The 14,794-nt window shown below is 72.7% G+C and carries 12 protein-coding genes; 7 read left to right on the forward strand and 5 right to left on the reverse strand.

From position 1 onward, the window contains the following. Positions 1-40 precede the first annotated feature (40 nt). Positions 41-451 (forward strand): DUF1992 domain-containing protein, encoded by a 411-nt coding sequence (locus ACIBK3_RS03620; protein WP_399361455.1) that lies wholly within the window; start codon positions 41-43, stop codon positions 449-451. A 62-nt stretch (positions 452-513) separates the two neighbouring features. Here ACIBK3_RS03620 and ACIBK3_RS03625 read toward each other — a convergent pair whose 3' ends face one another. Beyond that, a complete protein-coding gene (locus tag ACIBK3_RS03625) occupies positions 514-1,482 on the reverse strand; it encodes a hypothetical protein (RefSeq protein WP_399361457.1) in 969 nt (322 codons plus the stop codon). Positions 1,483-1,487: 5 nt separating this feature from the next. Beyond that, a complete protein-coding gene (locus tag ACIBK3_RS03630; RefSeq protein ID WP_399361459.1) occupies positions 1,488-2,207 on the reverse strand; it encodes a hypothetical protein in 720 nt (239 codons plus the stop codon). A gap of 346 nt (positions 2,208-2,553) precedes the next feature. Here ACIBK3_RS03630 and ACIBK3_RS03635 point away from each other — a divergent pair, with 346 nt between their 5' ends. Beyond that, a complete protein-coding gene (locus tag ACIBK3_RS03635; protein WP_399361461.1) occupies positions 2,554-2,688 on the forward strand; it encodes a hypothetical protein in 135 nt (44 codons plus the stop codon). Here the strand turns inward: ACIBK3_RS03635 and ACIBK3_RS03640 are convergent. Next, entirely contained in the window at positions 2,681-4,645 is a 1,965-nt protein-coding gene (locus ACIBK3_RS03640) for a DHA2 family efflux MFS transporter permease subunit (protein WP_399362106.1), read from the reverse strand. The two genes, ACIBK3_RS03635 and ACIBK3_RS03640, sit on opposite strands and share 8 nt — an antisense overlap. 860 nt (positions 4,646-5,505) lie before the next feature. Between ACIBK3_RS03640 and ACIBK3_RS03645 the strand changes: the two genes are divergently transcribed. Further along, positions 5,506-7,068: a peptidoglycan-binding protein gene (locus ACIBK3_RS03645; protein WP_399361463.1), complete on the forward strand. Its 1,563-nt coding sequence runs from the start codon at positions 5,506-5,508 to the stop codon at positions 7,066-7,068. Positions 7,069-7,176: 108 nt separating this feature from the next. On the opposite strand, the gene ACIBK3_RS03650 is transcribed toward ACIBK3_RS03645, so the two are convergent. Together ACIBK3_RS03650 and ACIBK3_RS03655 are read right to left on the reverse strand one after the other, a co-directional pair. Continuing rightward, positions 7,177-7,845: an HAD family hydrolase gene (locus ACIBK3_RS03650; RefSeq protein WP_399361465.1), complete on the reverse strand. Its 669-nt coding sequence runs from the start codon at positions 7,843-7,845 to the stop codon at positions 7,177-7,179. 304 nt (positions 7,846-8,149) lie between these two features. Then, positions 8,150-8,737, reverse strand: a complete 588-nt coding sequence (locus ACIBK3_RS03655) for a TMEM165/GDT1 family protein (RefSeq protein ID WP_399361467.1) — start codon at positions 8,735-8,737, stop codon at positions 8,150-8,152. A gap of 423 nt (positions 8,738-9,160) precedes the next feature. Between ACIBK3_RS03655 and ACIBK3_RS03660 the strand changes: the two genes are divergently transcribed. The 4 genes from ACIBK3_RS03660 (at position 9,161) to ACIBK3_RS03675 (ending at position 14,621) form a co-directional block, all read left to right on the forward strand. Further along, positions 9,161-9,805 carry an HNH endonuclease family protein gene (locus ACIBK3_RS03660; RefSeq protein ID WP_399361469.1) on the forward strand — a complete coding sequence of 215 codons (645 nt, stop codon included), beginning with the start codon at positions 9,161-9,163 and terminating at the stop codon, positions 9,803-9,805. Between the two features lie 206 nt (positions 9,806-10,011). Next, positions 10,012-11,679, forward strand: a complete 1,668-nt coding sequence (locus ACIBK3_RS03665) for an alkaline phosphatase D family protein (protein WP_399361471.1) — start codon at positions 10,012-10,014, stop codon at positions 11,677-11,679. 374 nt (positions 11,680-12,053) lie between these two features. Beyond that, on the forward strand, positions 12,054-14,084 hold the full coding sequence (locus ACIBK3_RS03670; RefSeq protein ID WP_399361473.1) for an FAD/NAD(P)-binding protein: 2,031 nt from the start codon (positions 12,054-12,056) through the stop codon (positions 14,082-14,084). An 84-nt stretch (positions 14,085-14,168) separates the two neighbouring features. Continuing rightward, positions 14,169-14,621, forward strand: a complete 453-nt coding sequence (locus tag ACIBK3_RS03675; protein WP_399361475.1) for a DoxX family protein — start codon at positions 14,169-14,171, stop codon at positions 14,619-14,621. Positions 14,622-14,794: the final 173 nt, after the last annotated feature.

Genomic DNA, 14,794 nt, shown 5'->3' on the forward strand with positions numbered 1-14,794 from the left:
ATAAATCGCCCGGCCCCGACACGTCCGGCACAATGGACCCATGACCGAGCGAAAGCCACCCGGTGTTCCGTTCGAGTCCTGGGTGGACAAGCAGATCCGCGAGGCAGAACGCCGCGGTGAGTTCGCCCGACTCCCGGGCGCGGGCAAGCCGTTGCCGCAGGGCACCGACACGACGTACGACGAACTGTGGTGGATCAAGCAGAAGATGGCCCGCGAGGGCCTGTCGGTCCTGCCACCGACGCTGGCCCTGCGCAAGGAGGCCGAGGACACACTCGCCGCGGCCCTGCATGCACCCAGCGAACGAATCGTCCGCAAGCTCGTCGAGGACATCAATGTCAAGATCCGCGACGTCATGTTCAAGCCGCCGCCCGGGCCCCCGCTGGGGATGAAGCCGTACGACGTCGAAGAGGTCGTACGCCAGTGGCGGGAGCGCCGGGCGGCGGCTGAGTAGGCAGCACTGAACGGGTAGGGGTCAGTGGGCCTCAGTGGGCCCGTGGGGCGGGGGCCGGCGGCTCAGAGGTGCAGCAGCCGGTCCGCCAGTTCGCGGTAGTCCCGCAGGGCCAGCCGGAGTTGCTCGGTGTCGGCGCTGGTCGCGGGCTTGCCCTCGGCACCGCCGTCCGTGGTCTGCCAGGAGCTGCGGAGCGTACGGCGGCGCTGGGTCACGGCCTCGGTGAAACGGGCGGCCGCCTCCTCCAGCACGTGGTCGGCCTCCGCCACGGAGTCCCGCGGCCCGTCCACGAACCCGGCGACGGCGTGCTGCAACTCCTGGGCGAGCTTGTCGCACTCGTCCCGCGGAAGCAGCCGGCCACCGTGAGCGCCGGCCCCGCTCCCCGCCGCGGCACCGGTGGCCTCACGGCCACGGGCCGCCGCGGAGTCGCCCTGCGTGCGCGTACCGGCCGGGCCGCGGGTGGTGGCCAGGTCCGGGGTGGTGGCGGCCGGCCTGTCCCCGGTGCGCGCCGCCGTGTCGGGGACGCTGTCGCGCCCCGCCGCGGTCTCGCCACCGAGGCCGCCTGCCCGGCCGGTCTCGCCGCCCGTCCCGGGCTCCCGGCCCGTGCGGGGTTCACCGCCGAACGGGCCGGCGCCACCGCGTGCGGTGTCGCCGCCCGATGCCGGTTCACGGCCCCGTGCGGCGTCCGCGCCGGGTTCCATGCCGCCCTGTGCGGTGGTGCCCGACGCCGGGGCGCCGCCGGTCGTCCTGCCGGCCGCTTCGCCCGGGGCGGTCTCACGTCCGTCGAGCGTCTCGCCGCCGAACGGGCCGGTCGTGCCGCCGCGGGCGGTGTCGTCGGCCGTCCCCGGCTGACGGTCCCGTGTGGGGTCCGCGCCGGATGCCGCGCCTGCTCCGGTACCCGGTTCGCCGGACGCCGTCGGCGGGTCCGTCACCGGGTCGTGGCCGGGGGGTGTGGCCGGGAAGGTCGCCCGGCCCCTTGCCTTGCCGTCGCGGGGGGCGCCCTCGGCGCCCGCGCCGCTCGTGGCGTCCGTCATGTCGCTCAACTCCCCTTCGCGTGGCGCCTGGTGAATCCGCGCGGCAGGTGGGCACGGCTGTCGCCGCGGGCAGGTGTGCCGCTGCCGGACCTTTCGAGGGGCTTCCGGGTCCGTGTCTCCACCCGGTCGTCACGGTGGTCGTGGTGGTTCTTCTCGTGCCGGGCCGGGCTCACCAGGTCCTCGAACAGGGCCCGGGCCTCGACCATGGCCTCGCGCATCTCCTCGGTGCCGGCCCGGCCGTCGCCGTCCTGACCGGCGACCGTGCCCGCCTGGGCGACTCGGTGTACCCGCCGATAGCCCTGCACATGGTGCGCGTGGTGGACGGAGAGCGCGGCGAGCTGCTCCTCGTACTGCGTGCCGTCCGGGAAGCCCCGCGTGCCGGCCAGCTCGGCCAGCAGCCGGTCCGCCTCGGCCACGGCCTCCCGCGGCGAGTCGACGAAGCGTTCCTGGGCGGCCGTCCAGCGCGCCTCGTACTGCTCGCGCTCGGCCGGCTCCAGCGGCCGCTCGCGCAGCGCACCGTGCCGCTCCACGCGCTCGGCGAGCTCGCGCTCGGCGGCCTTGGCGTCGCCGTCGTGCCGGGCCACGGCCCGGTCGTACTCGGGACCGAAGCGCCGCTTCAGGTTCTGCCCTGCCGGCCCACGCCGGGCCCGCAGGGCCAGGACGGCCGCGACGACGAGAATCGCCGCGACTATCACGATCAGAGCGATGATCACGCCTGTGGACATGAATGCCTTCCGGGGTTCTCTACCCAACCGGCTCCGTGCGGACCGGTTCCCCGACCGGGTAGCCCCGGCGGCGCCCGCCAAACGGCACCGTCCGCGGTAGTCACCGGGTGTCGATCCGGCGCCGGCCCGATCGACGCGCGGCCGGCGGGCACCGGACGAGTGCCGGGCAGCACATAAGGGGAACCGGCCGGCAGCGTGGGCGTACGCCTGCTGGAGGGCGGGACGACGGCCGAGCTGACCTGGGTCTTCGGGTACGAGGGGATGCGCGGCGGGGCGGCGCCCCGGTGCTCGTCCGGGCGGCGGAGAAACGTGGCACGCGCCCTCGGTGCCACGCGGGTGATCCCGGATGATCCTCGACACCCGCAGCGACCTGCTGGAGACCCGGGCCATGTACGCGCGGACCGGCTACGGGGAGACGGAGCCGCACAACGACGACGTCCCCGTCTCCGCCGAGCACTGGTTCCGCAAGGTGCTCAGCTGAGCCGGGGCGCCCGGCGCCCGTCCTCCACCGGGCGTCCGTCGTGCGGGCGCTCCGCGTCCGAGCCGCACAGTTCGCGGGTCAGCTCCTTCACCAGCTGCACCAGGTCCGTCGGCCGGTCCGGGCCCCACCAGTCGCCGAGGAGCTCGGCCAGCGACTCCTCACGGGCCAGGGAGAGCCGGTCGGCGACCTCGTGTCCCCGCTCGGTCAGGAGCAGGTCGACGCCTTCGCGGGCGGCCAGGCTTCGTTCCTCGACCTGGCGGACGGCATCGATGACGACGGACAGCGGGACCGGGCCGCGCTCGGCGAGCACGGCCGGTTCCACCCGGCCGTACTTCTTGATCCGCAGCAGCAGCCAGCTCGCCGCGGGGAGCAGGTCGTAGCCCGCGCGAGCGGTGATCGTCCGGTAGATCTCGCGCCGGCCCTCGCGGGTGCCGAGCACGGACAGCGCACGGCACACCTCGTCGTACGAGGATCGCTCCACGGGATTGCTGGCGAGGGTCTCCGTGATGTCCGGTGCCGTGACCGAGCCGCGCAGCGGGTCCTCTTTGAGGAACCAGGCCAGCACGAAGCCGAGGAGGGCGACGGGAGCGGCGTACAGGAACACGTCGGTGATCGAGGTGGCGTACGCGTGCAGGGCCGGGGGGCGCAGGGCGGCCGGCAGGGCGCCGATGCCGCGCGGGTCGGCTTCCAGGGCGCCGACGGAGACGCCGGGCGGAAGCCGGATGCCGCTGAAGGCGTCGGTCAGCTGGTCGCCGAGGCGGTTCGCGAAGACCGTGCCGAAGATGGCGACGCCGAACGAGGCCCCGATGGACCGGAAGAAGGTCGCGCCGGAGGTGGCGACGCCGAGATCCTCGTACGAGACGGCGTTCTGCACGATGAGGACGAGGACCTGCATCACCAGGCCCAGTCCCAGACCGAAGACGAAGAAGAAACAGCTCATCTCGAGGGTGGAGCTGTGCTCGTCGAGCTGGTGGAGCAGGAGCAGACCGAAGGTGGTCACGCCGGTGCCCGCGACAGGGAACACCTTCCAGCGGCCGGTGCGGCTGACGATCTGGCCCGAGACGGTGGACGCCAGCAGCAGCCCCGACACCATCGGCAGCATGTGCACACCGGACAAGGTCGGGCTGATGCCATGGACGACCTGGAGGAACGTCGGCAGAAAGGTCAACGCGCCGAACATCGCGAAGCCGACGACGAAGCTGATGACCGCGGAGAGCGTGAAGGTGCGGATCCGGAACAGCCTGAGCGGCAGGACGGGTTCGGCGGCCCGGCGCTCGACGGCCACGAACGCGACGGCGAGTACGACGCCCAGCACCGCCAGTCCGACGGTCTGTGGCGAACCCCAGCCCCAGGTGGTGCCGCCGAGGGACGCCACCAGGACCAGACAGGTGGCGACCGAGGCGATGAGGAAGGTGCCGAGGTAGTCGATGACGTGCCGCGTGGACTTGCGCGGGATGCGCAGGACGACGGCGATCACGGCGAGGGCGACGACACCGATCGGCAGGTTGACGTAGAAGACCCACCGCCAGCTCAGGTGCTCGGTGAACAGTCCGCCGAGGAGCGGGCCGAGGACGCTCGTCGCCCCGAAGACGCCACCGAAGAGCCCCTGGTAGCGGCCGCGTTCGCGCGGCGGGACGAGGTCCCCGACGATCGCCATCGACAGCACCATGAGCCCGCCGCCGCCGGCGCCCTGCAGGGCGCGGAAGCCGATGAGCTGGGGCATGTTCTGCGCGGCGCCGCACAGCGCCGAGCCGACGAGGAAGATCACGATCGCGATCTGGAAGAGCCGCTTCCGGCCGTACTGGTCGCCGAGTTTGCCCCACAGCGGTGTCGCGGCGGTCGAGGCCAGCAGGTATGCGGTGACCACCCAGGAGAGGTGATCCAGTCCGCCGAGTTCACTGACGATCGTGGGCAGCGCGGTCGACACGATCGTCTGGTCCAGGGCGGCGAGCAGCATCCCGAGGAGCAGGGCACCGATGGAGACGAGCACGTTGCCGGACACGTGCTCGCTCCGCTCACCCGGCCGGTCCGGCTCCTCCTGTTCATCCCGCGAGTCCCGTGGGTCCCGCCGGTCCCGTTGGTCCTGTTTGTCCCGCTCGTCCGCTGCGTCTGGCGCCTTCCCCGGCGCAGGGCGCGCGTCCTCGGCCATGAAAGACCTCCTGAGGGTCCCGATTCCCCTCCCATCGTGATCGGTGTGACCGGTTATGGCCTGTTGAGTCCTGTTGGAAGCGACGATTCCGGGGGCTTGTGGGCGACGTTGTGGAGGAGATCTGCATAATCTCTGGAGTTCGCGAGGGGAGGGACGAACACGTGACCGAGCCGAAGACACACCTGTGCCCTGAGTGCGGAACGCCCAGAGGAGCCGACAACACACCGACCTGCGGCTGCACCCGACGAGCGTCCGACGCCCTGCGCGACGCCCGCACGGCGGAAGCAGCGGCGGCGGAGGACTTCGACCCGCTGCGGATACGGCCGTATGTGGAGCTGGGGCCGGATCCAGAGCGGGGGCCCGAGGCGGGTTCCGAGCGGGGGCCTGGGCCCGGTTCCGAGCCGGGGCCTGGGTCGAGGCCCGGTTCCGAGCCGGGGCCTGGGTCGAGGCCCGGTTCCGAGCCGGGGCCTGGGTCGAGGCCCGGTTCCGAGCCGGGGCCTGGGTCGGGCTGTTCGGCGGATTCGCCGGGAGAGGCGGCGGTCGATGCCACGATGATGCTGCGGGCGGTTGATCCCGGGGCGCTGGGGGACGACGGGGCGGGGGCGCCTGGGCGTGGTGCAGGGGACGCCGCACCGACCGACGCGGACCCGACCGCGGCGTTACCCACCGTGGACACACGCACCGGGCGGCGTGCCGCCGGGAGCGCCGCACCAAGCACGCCGTCGCCTGCCACACCCAGCAACGTTCCGTCCACCACGCCGACCGACGCGGACCCGACCGTCGCGCTGCCCACCGTGAACACGGGCACCGGAAGCCGTGCCACCGGGCCCACCGCCCCGAGCACCACCTCGCCCGGCACGAGCGCCTGGAACGCTCGCCTTGACGCGGACGCGGACGCGGACGCGAGTGACGCGACCCGCGCACTGCCCACCCTGGACACGCACTCCGGGAACCGGGCCGCCAGGCCCACCGCCCCGAGCGCCACCGCGCCCGGCACGAGCGCCTGGAACGCTCGCCTTGGCGCGGACGCGGACGCGGAGGAGGACGTGGACGCGGGTGATTCGACTGCCGCACTGCCCGCCTCCGACGGGACCGCCGTGCCCCGCGCGGCCCGCACGACCGGCGCTCGGCGTGCGGCCGACGCGCCGCCGCCCGTCGCGGACGCGGGGCACGGCCCTCGCGCGGCCGGGCCGGCTCCCGCGCCGCACCCGACCGACGTACCCGGCGCCGCCGACGCGACCACCGTGTTGCCCGCGGCCGACGCCACCATCGCGTTGCCCGTCACGGACCCGGTCAACGAGGCAGGCCACGCGGGCCCCTCTGCCGGCGCGTCCGACGTACCCGGCGCGCCGGACGTGACTGCGCCGCTGCCCGTCGCGGGTGCGCCGCTGCCCGACGTGACTGCGCCTCTGCGCGTCGATGACGCACCGCGCCCGCCTGCCCCTACGCCTACGTCGCCCACCGCACCGCCCGCCGACGCGACCTCCGTCCTGCCCACTCCCCTGGCTCCCCCGGCCACCTCCCCCAGCCCCACTGACCTGCGGTTGTTCGAGACGGGTGGGGACGGCCCCGTCGTGTCCGGGCCGGGCGGGGAGGAGCGGCGGCCGACAGGGCGGCGGCGTGGCGTTGTGGTGGCCGCCGGTGGGGCCGTCGTCGCGGTCGTGGCGGCCGCCGGGTTCGCCGGCGGGCTGTTCTCCTATGAGACGCCCACCCGGGAGGGGACACCGCCCAAGGACGTACGAGCGGCCGTCCCGGAGATCTCGACCAGCGCGGCGTCGGTGTCCCCGGCCACGGAGAGCGCGTCGGCGCCGCCGACGTCCGCCACTCCCTCTCCGACGAGCGCGAGCCCCTCGCCCCCGTCGTCACCCAGCTCGTCACCCCCCGCTTCCAGCGCCTCGCCGAGCCCCTCCCGGTCGGCCACGCCGACCGGGACACCGACGAGCAGCGCCACCAGCTCCGACGCGAGCTCGGGAGCCGCCGGAGAGAGCGGCCGCACCGACCGGAACGCCTCCGTCCTGCGGCGCGGTGACCAAGGTCCCGAGGTCACCGAACTCCAGCAGCGTCTGCACCAGCTGTACCTCTACAGCGGCCAGATCGACGGCGACTTCAGCAGCCAGGTCGAGGACGCGCTGCGCAACTACCAGTGGTCCCACAACGTCGGCACCGACGATCTCGGCGTCTACGACCAGGAGACCCGGAAGTCTCTGGAGGCGACGACGTCAGAGCCGTAGCGGTGCGGGGGCACGCTGGGAGCGCTGGACGTGCTGCACGGGCGTGCCGTCGCCGGTGGCACGCCCCCGGTGCCTGCAACACCCCCGGAGTCGGTGCGGGCGCCGCCCTCACCCCACGTACACCCTCAAGGTGCCGTCCCCCGCCGCCTCCACCCGGATCTCCGTCAAGTCCCGCACCACCGCGTCCGGCCCATGGAGCCCGGCCCGGGGACCGACCCCGACCACCCGCATCCCGGCGGCCCGCCCCGCCTGAATACCCGCGCCGGAGTCCTCGAAGACGACACAATCGGCCGGAGCCACTCCCAGCTCGGCCGCACCCTTGAGGAACCCCTCGGGGTCCGGCTTGCTCGCGCCGACGGACTCGGCGGTGATCCGGACGCCCGGCAGGTCCAGTCCCGCCGCGGCCATGCGCGCGGTGGACAGGGGGACGTCGGCGGACGTGACCAGCGCGTGCGGCAGCCCCCGCAGGGACGCGAGGAACTCCTGCGCGCCGGGGATCGCGACGACGCCCTCCATGTCCGCCGTCTCCTCGACGAGCATGCGGGCGTTGTCGGCGTGGTTCTGCTCCACGGGGCGGTCGGGCAGCAGCAGGGCCATGGAGGCGTGGCCCTGGCGGCCGTGCACGACCTTCATGACCTCGTCCCCGTCCAGCCCGTGCTGTTCGGCCCAGCGGCGCCAGATCCGTTCGACGACGGCGTCGGAGTTGACGAGCGTGCCGTCCATGTCCAGCAGGAGGGCGCGGGCGGTGAGAACGGTGGGCACGGTGGTGGCCGTCATCGGCAGCTCCAAAGCGCGGGGGACGAGGGGGCACAGGGAGTTCCCCGGCCGGCCCGGAAGGACAAGGTGGCCCCGCCCGCCGGTCAGGGAAAACAGGCGGGAGCCACTTTGTTCCTCCACGGTACAAAACGAGTGCGCCTTCCCGCCACCATCTCCGGAAAGAGTTCACACCCCGTTCAGCGCCGCCCGACCGCTCCGGAGCACTCAACCGGGCGCCCCGGGTCCCCTCACCCAGCCACAACCAGCCCAGCCCCAGCCCCCTCACCCGGTCGCCGCGAGCCACCCGCAACCAGTCCGAGCCCCCTCACCCGGTCGCCGCCTCCCACAGACTCCACACCCCGAGACCCAGCATCAGCGCAGCCGCGATCTTGGTGATCAGCCGCAAGGGCACCTTCTTCATCAGCGCCCTTCCGCCGACGATGCCGAGACCCGCCACCGCCCACAGCGCGAGCACCGCGCCGAGGCCGACGGAGAGCGGGTCGTCGTAACGGGCGGCGAGGTTGGCCGTCATGATCTGGGTCAGATCGCCGAACTCGGCGACCAGGATGAGCATGAAGCCCGCCCCGGCGACCTTCCAGAAGGACTGGTTCTCCGGCTTGCGGATCCCCTCCTCACCATCGGCCCCGTCGTTCGTCCTCAGCAGCACGGCCGCGCCGCCGAGGAAGAGCACACCGGTCAGCGCGTGCACGATCTGCTGCGGCAGCAGCGTCAGCACGCTGCCCGCCGCGACGGCGAGGGCGACATGGAGCGCGAAGGCGGCGGCGACGCCCGCGAAGACATAGGAAGCGCGGTACCGGGTGCCGAGGACGAGACCGGCGAGCGCGGTCTTGTCCGGCAGTTCGGCGAGGAAGACGACGCCGAAGACGAGCGCCGTCACGGTGAAGCTGATCAAGGTTCCTCAATCGGTCGGGGCCGCCCCACCGAGAGTCATGAGCCTTCTCACCAGACGCCTCGGCACGGCAGCACACGGTCCACCCGTGCCGTACGGCACGGGCGTGCACTGCTTGCCGAAGGTCTCGCTGGCCGGCCCACATCGGTGGGCCTGCCTCCGGGCGCCGGCTCAGACGAGCTGAGCAGTATGTCGACGGTCCGGCGAAGAGCTACTCCCCTTCTGCGCCGTCCATCGTACGCGAGGCTCGCACGAAGCCGACCGCCAAGCAGACCGCCCCGGCTTCCACGTCACATCTCGTCACACGTCTTGTTCTGTCATGAACACGTCACTAACTTCTCACCATACGCACATCTCCCCGCAACACGGCGTGGCGAGCATTCGAACGCTCGCACTCCAACGCCCCCACACCCCAAGGGAGTTCGCATGCCGAAGTTCTACGCGCGTCGACGGCTCAGCATACTCGCGGCGCTCACCGGAGTCATGGCCTCGATCGCCGTTTTCAACGGTCCGACCGCCTCCGCCGCCCTCCCCACCCCGGTCAGCGCCGCCACCGCCCGCACCTACCTCGCCTCCCTCACCGTGGCCACCGAGGACCGCACCGGCTACGACCGCGACCTGTTCCCGCTCTGGATCACCCAGTCCGGCACCTGCAACACGCGCGAGACGGTCCTCAAGCGCGACGGTACGAACGTCGTCACCGACTCCGCCTGCGCCGCCACCAGCGGCAGTTGGTACTCCCCGTACGACGGCGCCACCTGGACCGCCGCCTCCGACCTCGACATCGACCACCTCGTCCCGCTCGCCGAGGCCTGGGACTCCGGGGCCGACGCCTGGACGACCTCGCGGCGCCAGGCCTTCGCCAACGACCTGACCCGGCCGCAGCTGATCGCCGTCACGGACAACGTCAACCAGGCCAAGGGCGACCAGGACCCGGCCACCTGGATGCCGTCGCGCACGGCCTACCGGTGCACCTACGTCCGCGCCTGGGTTCAGGTGAAGTACTACTACGACCTCTCGGTCGACTCGGCCGAGAAGAGCGCACTCACCAACTACCTCGCGAGCTGCTGACGCCTCTTCCGCCGGCTGCCGGCCCTCGTCCCGCCAACAACTGACCACCGTCCCCCGAGCCACTGACCACCGGGCAACCGGGCAACCGTCCCGCGAGCCGCCGACACAGGATCCGCACACCGGGATTCCCGAACCGTGACCCGCGGAAACTCCCCGCCCACCTCCGTCGTTCCGTACCGTACGGGGCGACGGAGGAGGGCGATCACGTGGCGGGACTGCGCCTGGGACCACTGCTGAGGTACGTCGACGGCACGTCCGCGACCGTGTGGGTCGAGACGAGCCGTCCCTGCACCGCCGAGGTGCGCTGCGCCGACGGCACCGGCGGCGAGGCCCGCACCTTCCAGATCGAGGGCCATCACTACGCGCTCGTCCCGGTGACCGGCCTGACGCCGGGTACGACACGGGCGTACGAGGTCCACCTGGACGGCACGCGCGTGTGGCCGCTGTCCGACGCACCGTTCCCGGAGTTCCCGGACTCCGTCATCCACACCCCCACCGACCGGGCCGCCGTCCGCGTCGCCTTCGGTTCCTGCCGCTGGGCCGCACCCCCGTCCGGCGAGAAGGACCCGGTCGGCCCGGACGCCCTGGACACCCTCGCGACCCGGATCGCGGCCGACCCCGGCGGCGAACGGCCCGACGTACTCCTGCTGTTGGGCGACCAGGTGTACGCCGACGAGACCAGCCCCGCGACCCGCCGCTGGCTGGCCGCCCGCCGCGACCTGGGCGACCCGCCGGGCAACGAGGTCGCGGACTACGAGGAGTACACCCACCTCTACTACGAGTCCTGGCTCGACCCCGAGGTGCGCTGGCTGCTGTCCACCGTGCCCAGCTGCATGATCTTCGACGACCACGACGTCATCGACGACTGGAACACCTCCGCCTCCTGGCTCGCGGACATGCGGACCACCGGCTGGTGGCAGGAGCGGCTGCTCAGCGGCCTGATGTCGTACTGGGTCCACCAGCACCTGGGCAACCTCCCCCCGGCCCAACTGGCCGCCGATCCGCTCTACGCGGCCGTCCGCGCGACCCCGGACGGCACGGCCGTCCTGCGCTCCTTCGCCGCCGAGGCCGACGCCGACGCCACCGCGGCGCGGTGGAGCTACCGGCGCGACTTCGGCCGCGTCCGCCTGCTGATGGTGGACTCCCGGGCGGCCCGCGTCCTCGACGAACCGAACCGCTCGATGCTCGACCCGGGCGAGGCGCGGTGGCTGCGCGAACAGGCGCTGGACGCGCGGGAGTCGTACGACCACCTCCTCATCGGCACCTCACTGCCCTGGCTGCTGCCCCACCTGGTGCACGACGCCGAGGCCTGGGACGCGGCGCTGTGCCGGGGCGACAAGGGCGCCCGCTGGGCCCGCTTCGGGGAGAAACTGCGGCGCGCGGCCGACCTGGAGCACTGGGCGGCGTTCCCGGCCTCCTTCGAAGCGCTGGCGGACCTGATCGCCGAGGCCGGTTCGGGACCGGACGCGCCGGCGACCGTGCTCGTCCTGTCCGGGGACGTGCACCACGCGTACGTGGCCGAGGCGAAGTGGCCCACGAGGTCACCGGACGCGCGTGTCCTCCAGCTGACCTGCTCCCCCGTCCACAACTCCATCCCGCTGTCGATACGGCTCGGCTTCCGCTTCGGCTGGAGCGCCGCGGCCCGGGCCCTCGGCCGGCGCTTCGCCCGGCACGGAGACTGCGCCCGGCCGCCGGTCAGCTGGCGGAAGACGGGCGGCCCCTGGTTCGGCAACCAGCTGATGACCCTGACCCTGCACGGCCGTTCCGCCCGACTCCGGCTCGAGCAGGCGCGGGAGGCGCGAGGGGAGCGGGGAGAGCGGGGGGCGGCGACCGCGGAGCTGCGGACGGTCGTGGAGTCGGAACTCGTCCCGTAGTTCACGGGGTTCATACGCGTACGTCACGGTACGCCCCGCCCACCCGCCATGCCCGGCGGATGCGTATCTCAACGGTAATCTCCCTGTTGGGTCCGTTTGTTGCGCCTGTGACCCGTGATGCTCGTGACACGTCCCACACTCCGCACCTCCAGGGGTCGGCTCCCGCTGCCCCCGACGGCATGATGAGGCGGACCGTCCGCTTCCAGCCACAGGCCCGACCCGATCCTCCAGCCGCACGCCCGCCCAGATCTCCAGCCATGTGCCCGCCCCGGTCCCACCCCCATTGCCCGCCCCATGCCCGCCCCCACCCTCCACTCGCACGCCCGCCCCGAACGGGTTCCGCCACGCGCCCCACACGCCCGGGAGAACCACCCTTGCCCGCACCGACCACGGACCATGCACCCGTCTCCGTCGCCCTGGTCGGCGCCGGTCCGCGCGGCACCAGCGTCCTGGAGCGCCTCTGCGCCTCCGCACCCGAACTCCTCCCGCCCGGCACCGGACTGACCGTCCACGTCGTCGACCCGGCCCCGCCCGGTCCCGGCCGGGTCTGGCGCACCGCGCAGTCGTCCGAGCTGCTGATGAACACCGTGGCCTCCCAGGTGACCCTGTTCACAGACGACAGCGTGGACTGCTCGGGTCCGATCCGGCCGGGTCCCAGCCTGTACGAGTGGGCGGGCGGCGCGCTGGGCCCGGACGAGTACCCGACCCGCGCCGAGTACGGCCGGTACCTGGAGTGGGTGTTCACTCGGACGGTGCGCGAGGCGCCGCCCGGGCTGTGTGTGCGGACGCACGCGGCACGCGCGGTACGTCTGGACGACGACCCCGGCGATCCCGACGGCCGTCAGACCCTCACCCTCGACGACGGCCGGGTACTGGCCGGCCTGTCCGCCGTCGTCCTCGCCCAGGGCCATCTGCCGGTCGTCGCGGACCCGACGGTACGGCGGCACGCCGCGTACGCCGAACGCCACGGTCTGCGCCACATCCCGCCCGCCAACCCCGCCGACGTCGACCTGTCCGCCGTGTCCCCCGGCGAGCCGGTGCTGTTGCGGGGCCTGGGCCTCAACTTCTTCGACCACACGGCCTTGCTGACGACCGGCCGCGGCGGCCGCTTCGTCCCCGACGGTGACGGGCTGCGGTACATACCCTCCGGCCGCGAACCACGGCTGTACGCCGGTTCGCGGCGCGGCATTCCGTACCAGGCGCGCGGCGACAACGCGAAGGGCCCCTACGGCCGTCACCTCCCGCGTGTGCTGACCGACGAGGTGATCGCCCGCTTCCGCAAGCGCGCCGACTCCGGTGAGGCCCCGGACTTCCTCGCTGAGATATGGCCCCTGGTCGCGAAGGAGGTGGAGACGGTCTATTACGAAGGCCTGGTCGGGGAAAGCGAGTTCGGCGCCACGGAACTGTGGGCCACCAAGTTCGGCCCCTCCACCTTCCGGGACCGTTTCCTCGCCACGGCGCACGGCACTCCCGAAGAGGCCTCCGTACTCGACGAGTTCGGCGTGCCGGAGGCAGACCGCTGGTGCTGGGACCGGATCTCCCGCCCGTACGCGGGACACGCCTTCCCCGACCCCGCCGCCTGGCGGGAGTGGCTGCTCGGACACCTCCGCGAGGACGCCGCCCAGGCCGCCCTCGGCAATGTCCAGGGTCCCCTGAAGGCGGCCCTGGACGTGCTGCGCGACCTGCGTAACGAGCTGCGGCAGATCGTCGACCACGGCGGACTCACGGGCGCCTCCCGCCGTGACCACCTCGACCGTTGGTACACCCCGCTCAACGCCTTCCTCTCCATCGGCCCGCCCCGCCGACGCATCGAGGAGCTGGCGGCGCTGGTGGCGGCGGGCGTGGTGGAGGTGCTCGGGCCGCGTCTGGAGGTGCGCGAGGCGGACGAGGCGGACGAGGCGGAGGACAACGCGGACGGGTGGCAGGGGGCGGGCGGGGCGCCGGGGGCGGCCGGGGCGAAGAGGGCGGGCGGGGCGGCGTGGGTCGCCCGTTCGCCCGACGTGCCGGGCTCCGCCGTACGCGTGACGACCCTCATAGAGGCGCGGCTGCCGGAACCCGACCTGCGCAGGACCGCCGACGACTTGCTCGCCCGGCTGCTGGAGAACGGTCAGTGCCGGCCGCACACAGTCGACGGTTACGAAACCGGGGGACTGGACGTGACACGACGCCCGTACAATCTGATGGACCGTCAAGGAGGCGCGCACACAAGGCGGTTCGCCTTCGGTGTCCCCACGGAGGGCGTTCACTGGGTGACCGCGGCGGGAGCCCGGCCGGGTGTGGATTCGGTCACGCTTTCGGACGCGGATGCGGTGGCCAGAGCCGTTCTACGTGCGACAACAGCTGGGACGGAAGGGAAAGCGGGTGTGAATCATCGGCTAAATGTTGAACTTGCAACCATCGATTAGGCGCACCTAACGTGGATGCTCCGCTCGGTTCGTCCCCAGACCGGTCCCCCCACGGACCGGCCAACCGAAGGAGTCACCCCCACCATGACCGAACGCCTCAACAGCGCCCAGCCGTACGCCGTCGGCCTGTTCCGCATCGTCGTCGGCCTGCTCTTCGCCTGCCACGGCGCCGCCACGCTCTTCGGCGTCCTCGGCGGTGCCGACGGCAGCGGCGGCACCGCCGAGACGGGGGCCTGGCCCAACTGGTACGCGGCCGTCATCGAACTCGTCGGCGGTTCCCTCGTACTGATCGGCCTGGGCACGCGGGTCGCCGCGCTCATCTCGTCGGGCTCGATGGCCTACGCCTACTTCAAGGTGCACCAGCCCAACGCCCTGTGGCCCATGGAGAACAGCGGCGAGGGTGCCGCGATGTTCTGCTGGGCCTTCCTGCTCCTGGTCTTCACCGGATCCGGCGCCTTCGGCCTGGACCGCCTGTTCAGCAAGGGCTCGGCGTCCACGGAGAAGGCGTCCGAGCGGCAGACGCCGGTGGCAGCTTGACCTGGTGGCAGCCTGCCCTGGAGGCAGCCTGATCCGGCAACCGGTCAGGACGACCGGTCCAGGCACGACGACGGCGCCCGTTCCCGCGGCTCACGCGGGGCGGGCGCCGTTGTCCACCCGGTGAACTGACTGTCACACCTCAGGCGTACGCTGTATGGCTGTTATGGGCCGCC

The organism is Streptomyces sp. NPDC050287 (assembly GCF_044459385.1).
Classification (GTDB): domain Bacteria; phylum Actinomycetota; class Actinomycetes; order Streptomycetales; family Streptomycetaceae; genus Streptomyces.

Coding starts and splice junctions, on each gene's coding strand:
- ACIBK3_RS03660 (WP_399361469.1), top strand. CDS start 9,161: ATGCCGAAGTTCTACGCGCGTCGACGGCTCAGCATACTCGCGGCGCTC.
- ACIBK3_RS03630 (WP_399361459.1), bottom strand. CDS start 2,207: ATGTCCACAGGCGTGATCATCGCTCTGATCGTGATAGTCGCGGCGATT.
- ACIBK3_RS03640 (WP_399362106.1), bottom strand. CDS start 4,645: ATGCTGCTCGCCGCCCTGGACCAGACGATCGTGTCGACCGCGCTGCCC.
- ACIBK3_RS03650 (WP_399361465.1), bottom strand. CDS start 7,845: ATGACGGCCACCACCGTGCCCACCGTTCTCACCGCCCGCGCCCTCCTG.
- ACIBK3_RS03620 (WP_399361455.1), top strand. CDS start 41: ATGACCGAGCGAAAGCCACCCGGTGTTCCGTTCGAGTCCTGGGTGGAC.
- ACIBK3_RS03635 (WP_399361461.1), top strand. CDS start 2,554: ATGATCCTCGACACCCGCAGCGACCTGCTGGAGACCCGGGCCATGTAC.
- ACIBK3_RS03675 (WP_399361475.1), top strand. CDS start 14,169: ATGACCGAACGCCTCAACAGCGCCCAGCCGTACGCCGTCGGCCTGTTC.
- ACIBK3_RS03625 (WP_399361457.1), bottom strand. CDS start 1,482: ATGACGGACGCCACGAGCGGCGCGGGCGCCGAGGGCGCCCCCCGCGAC.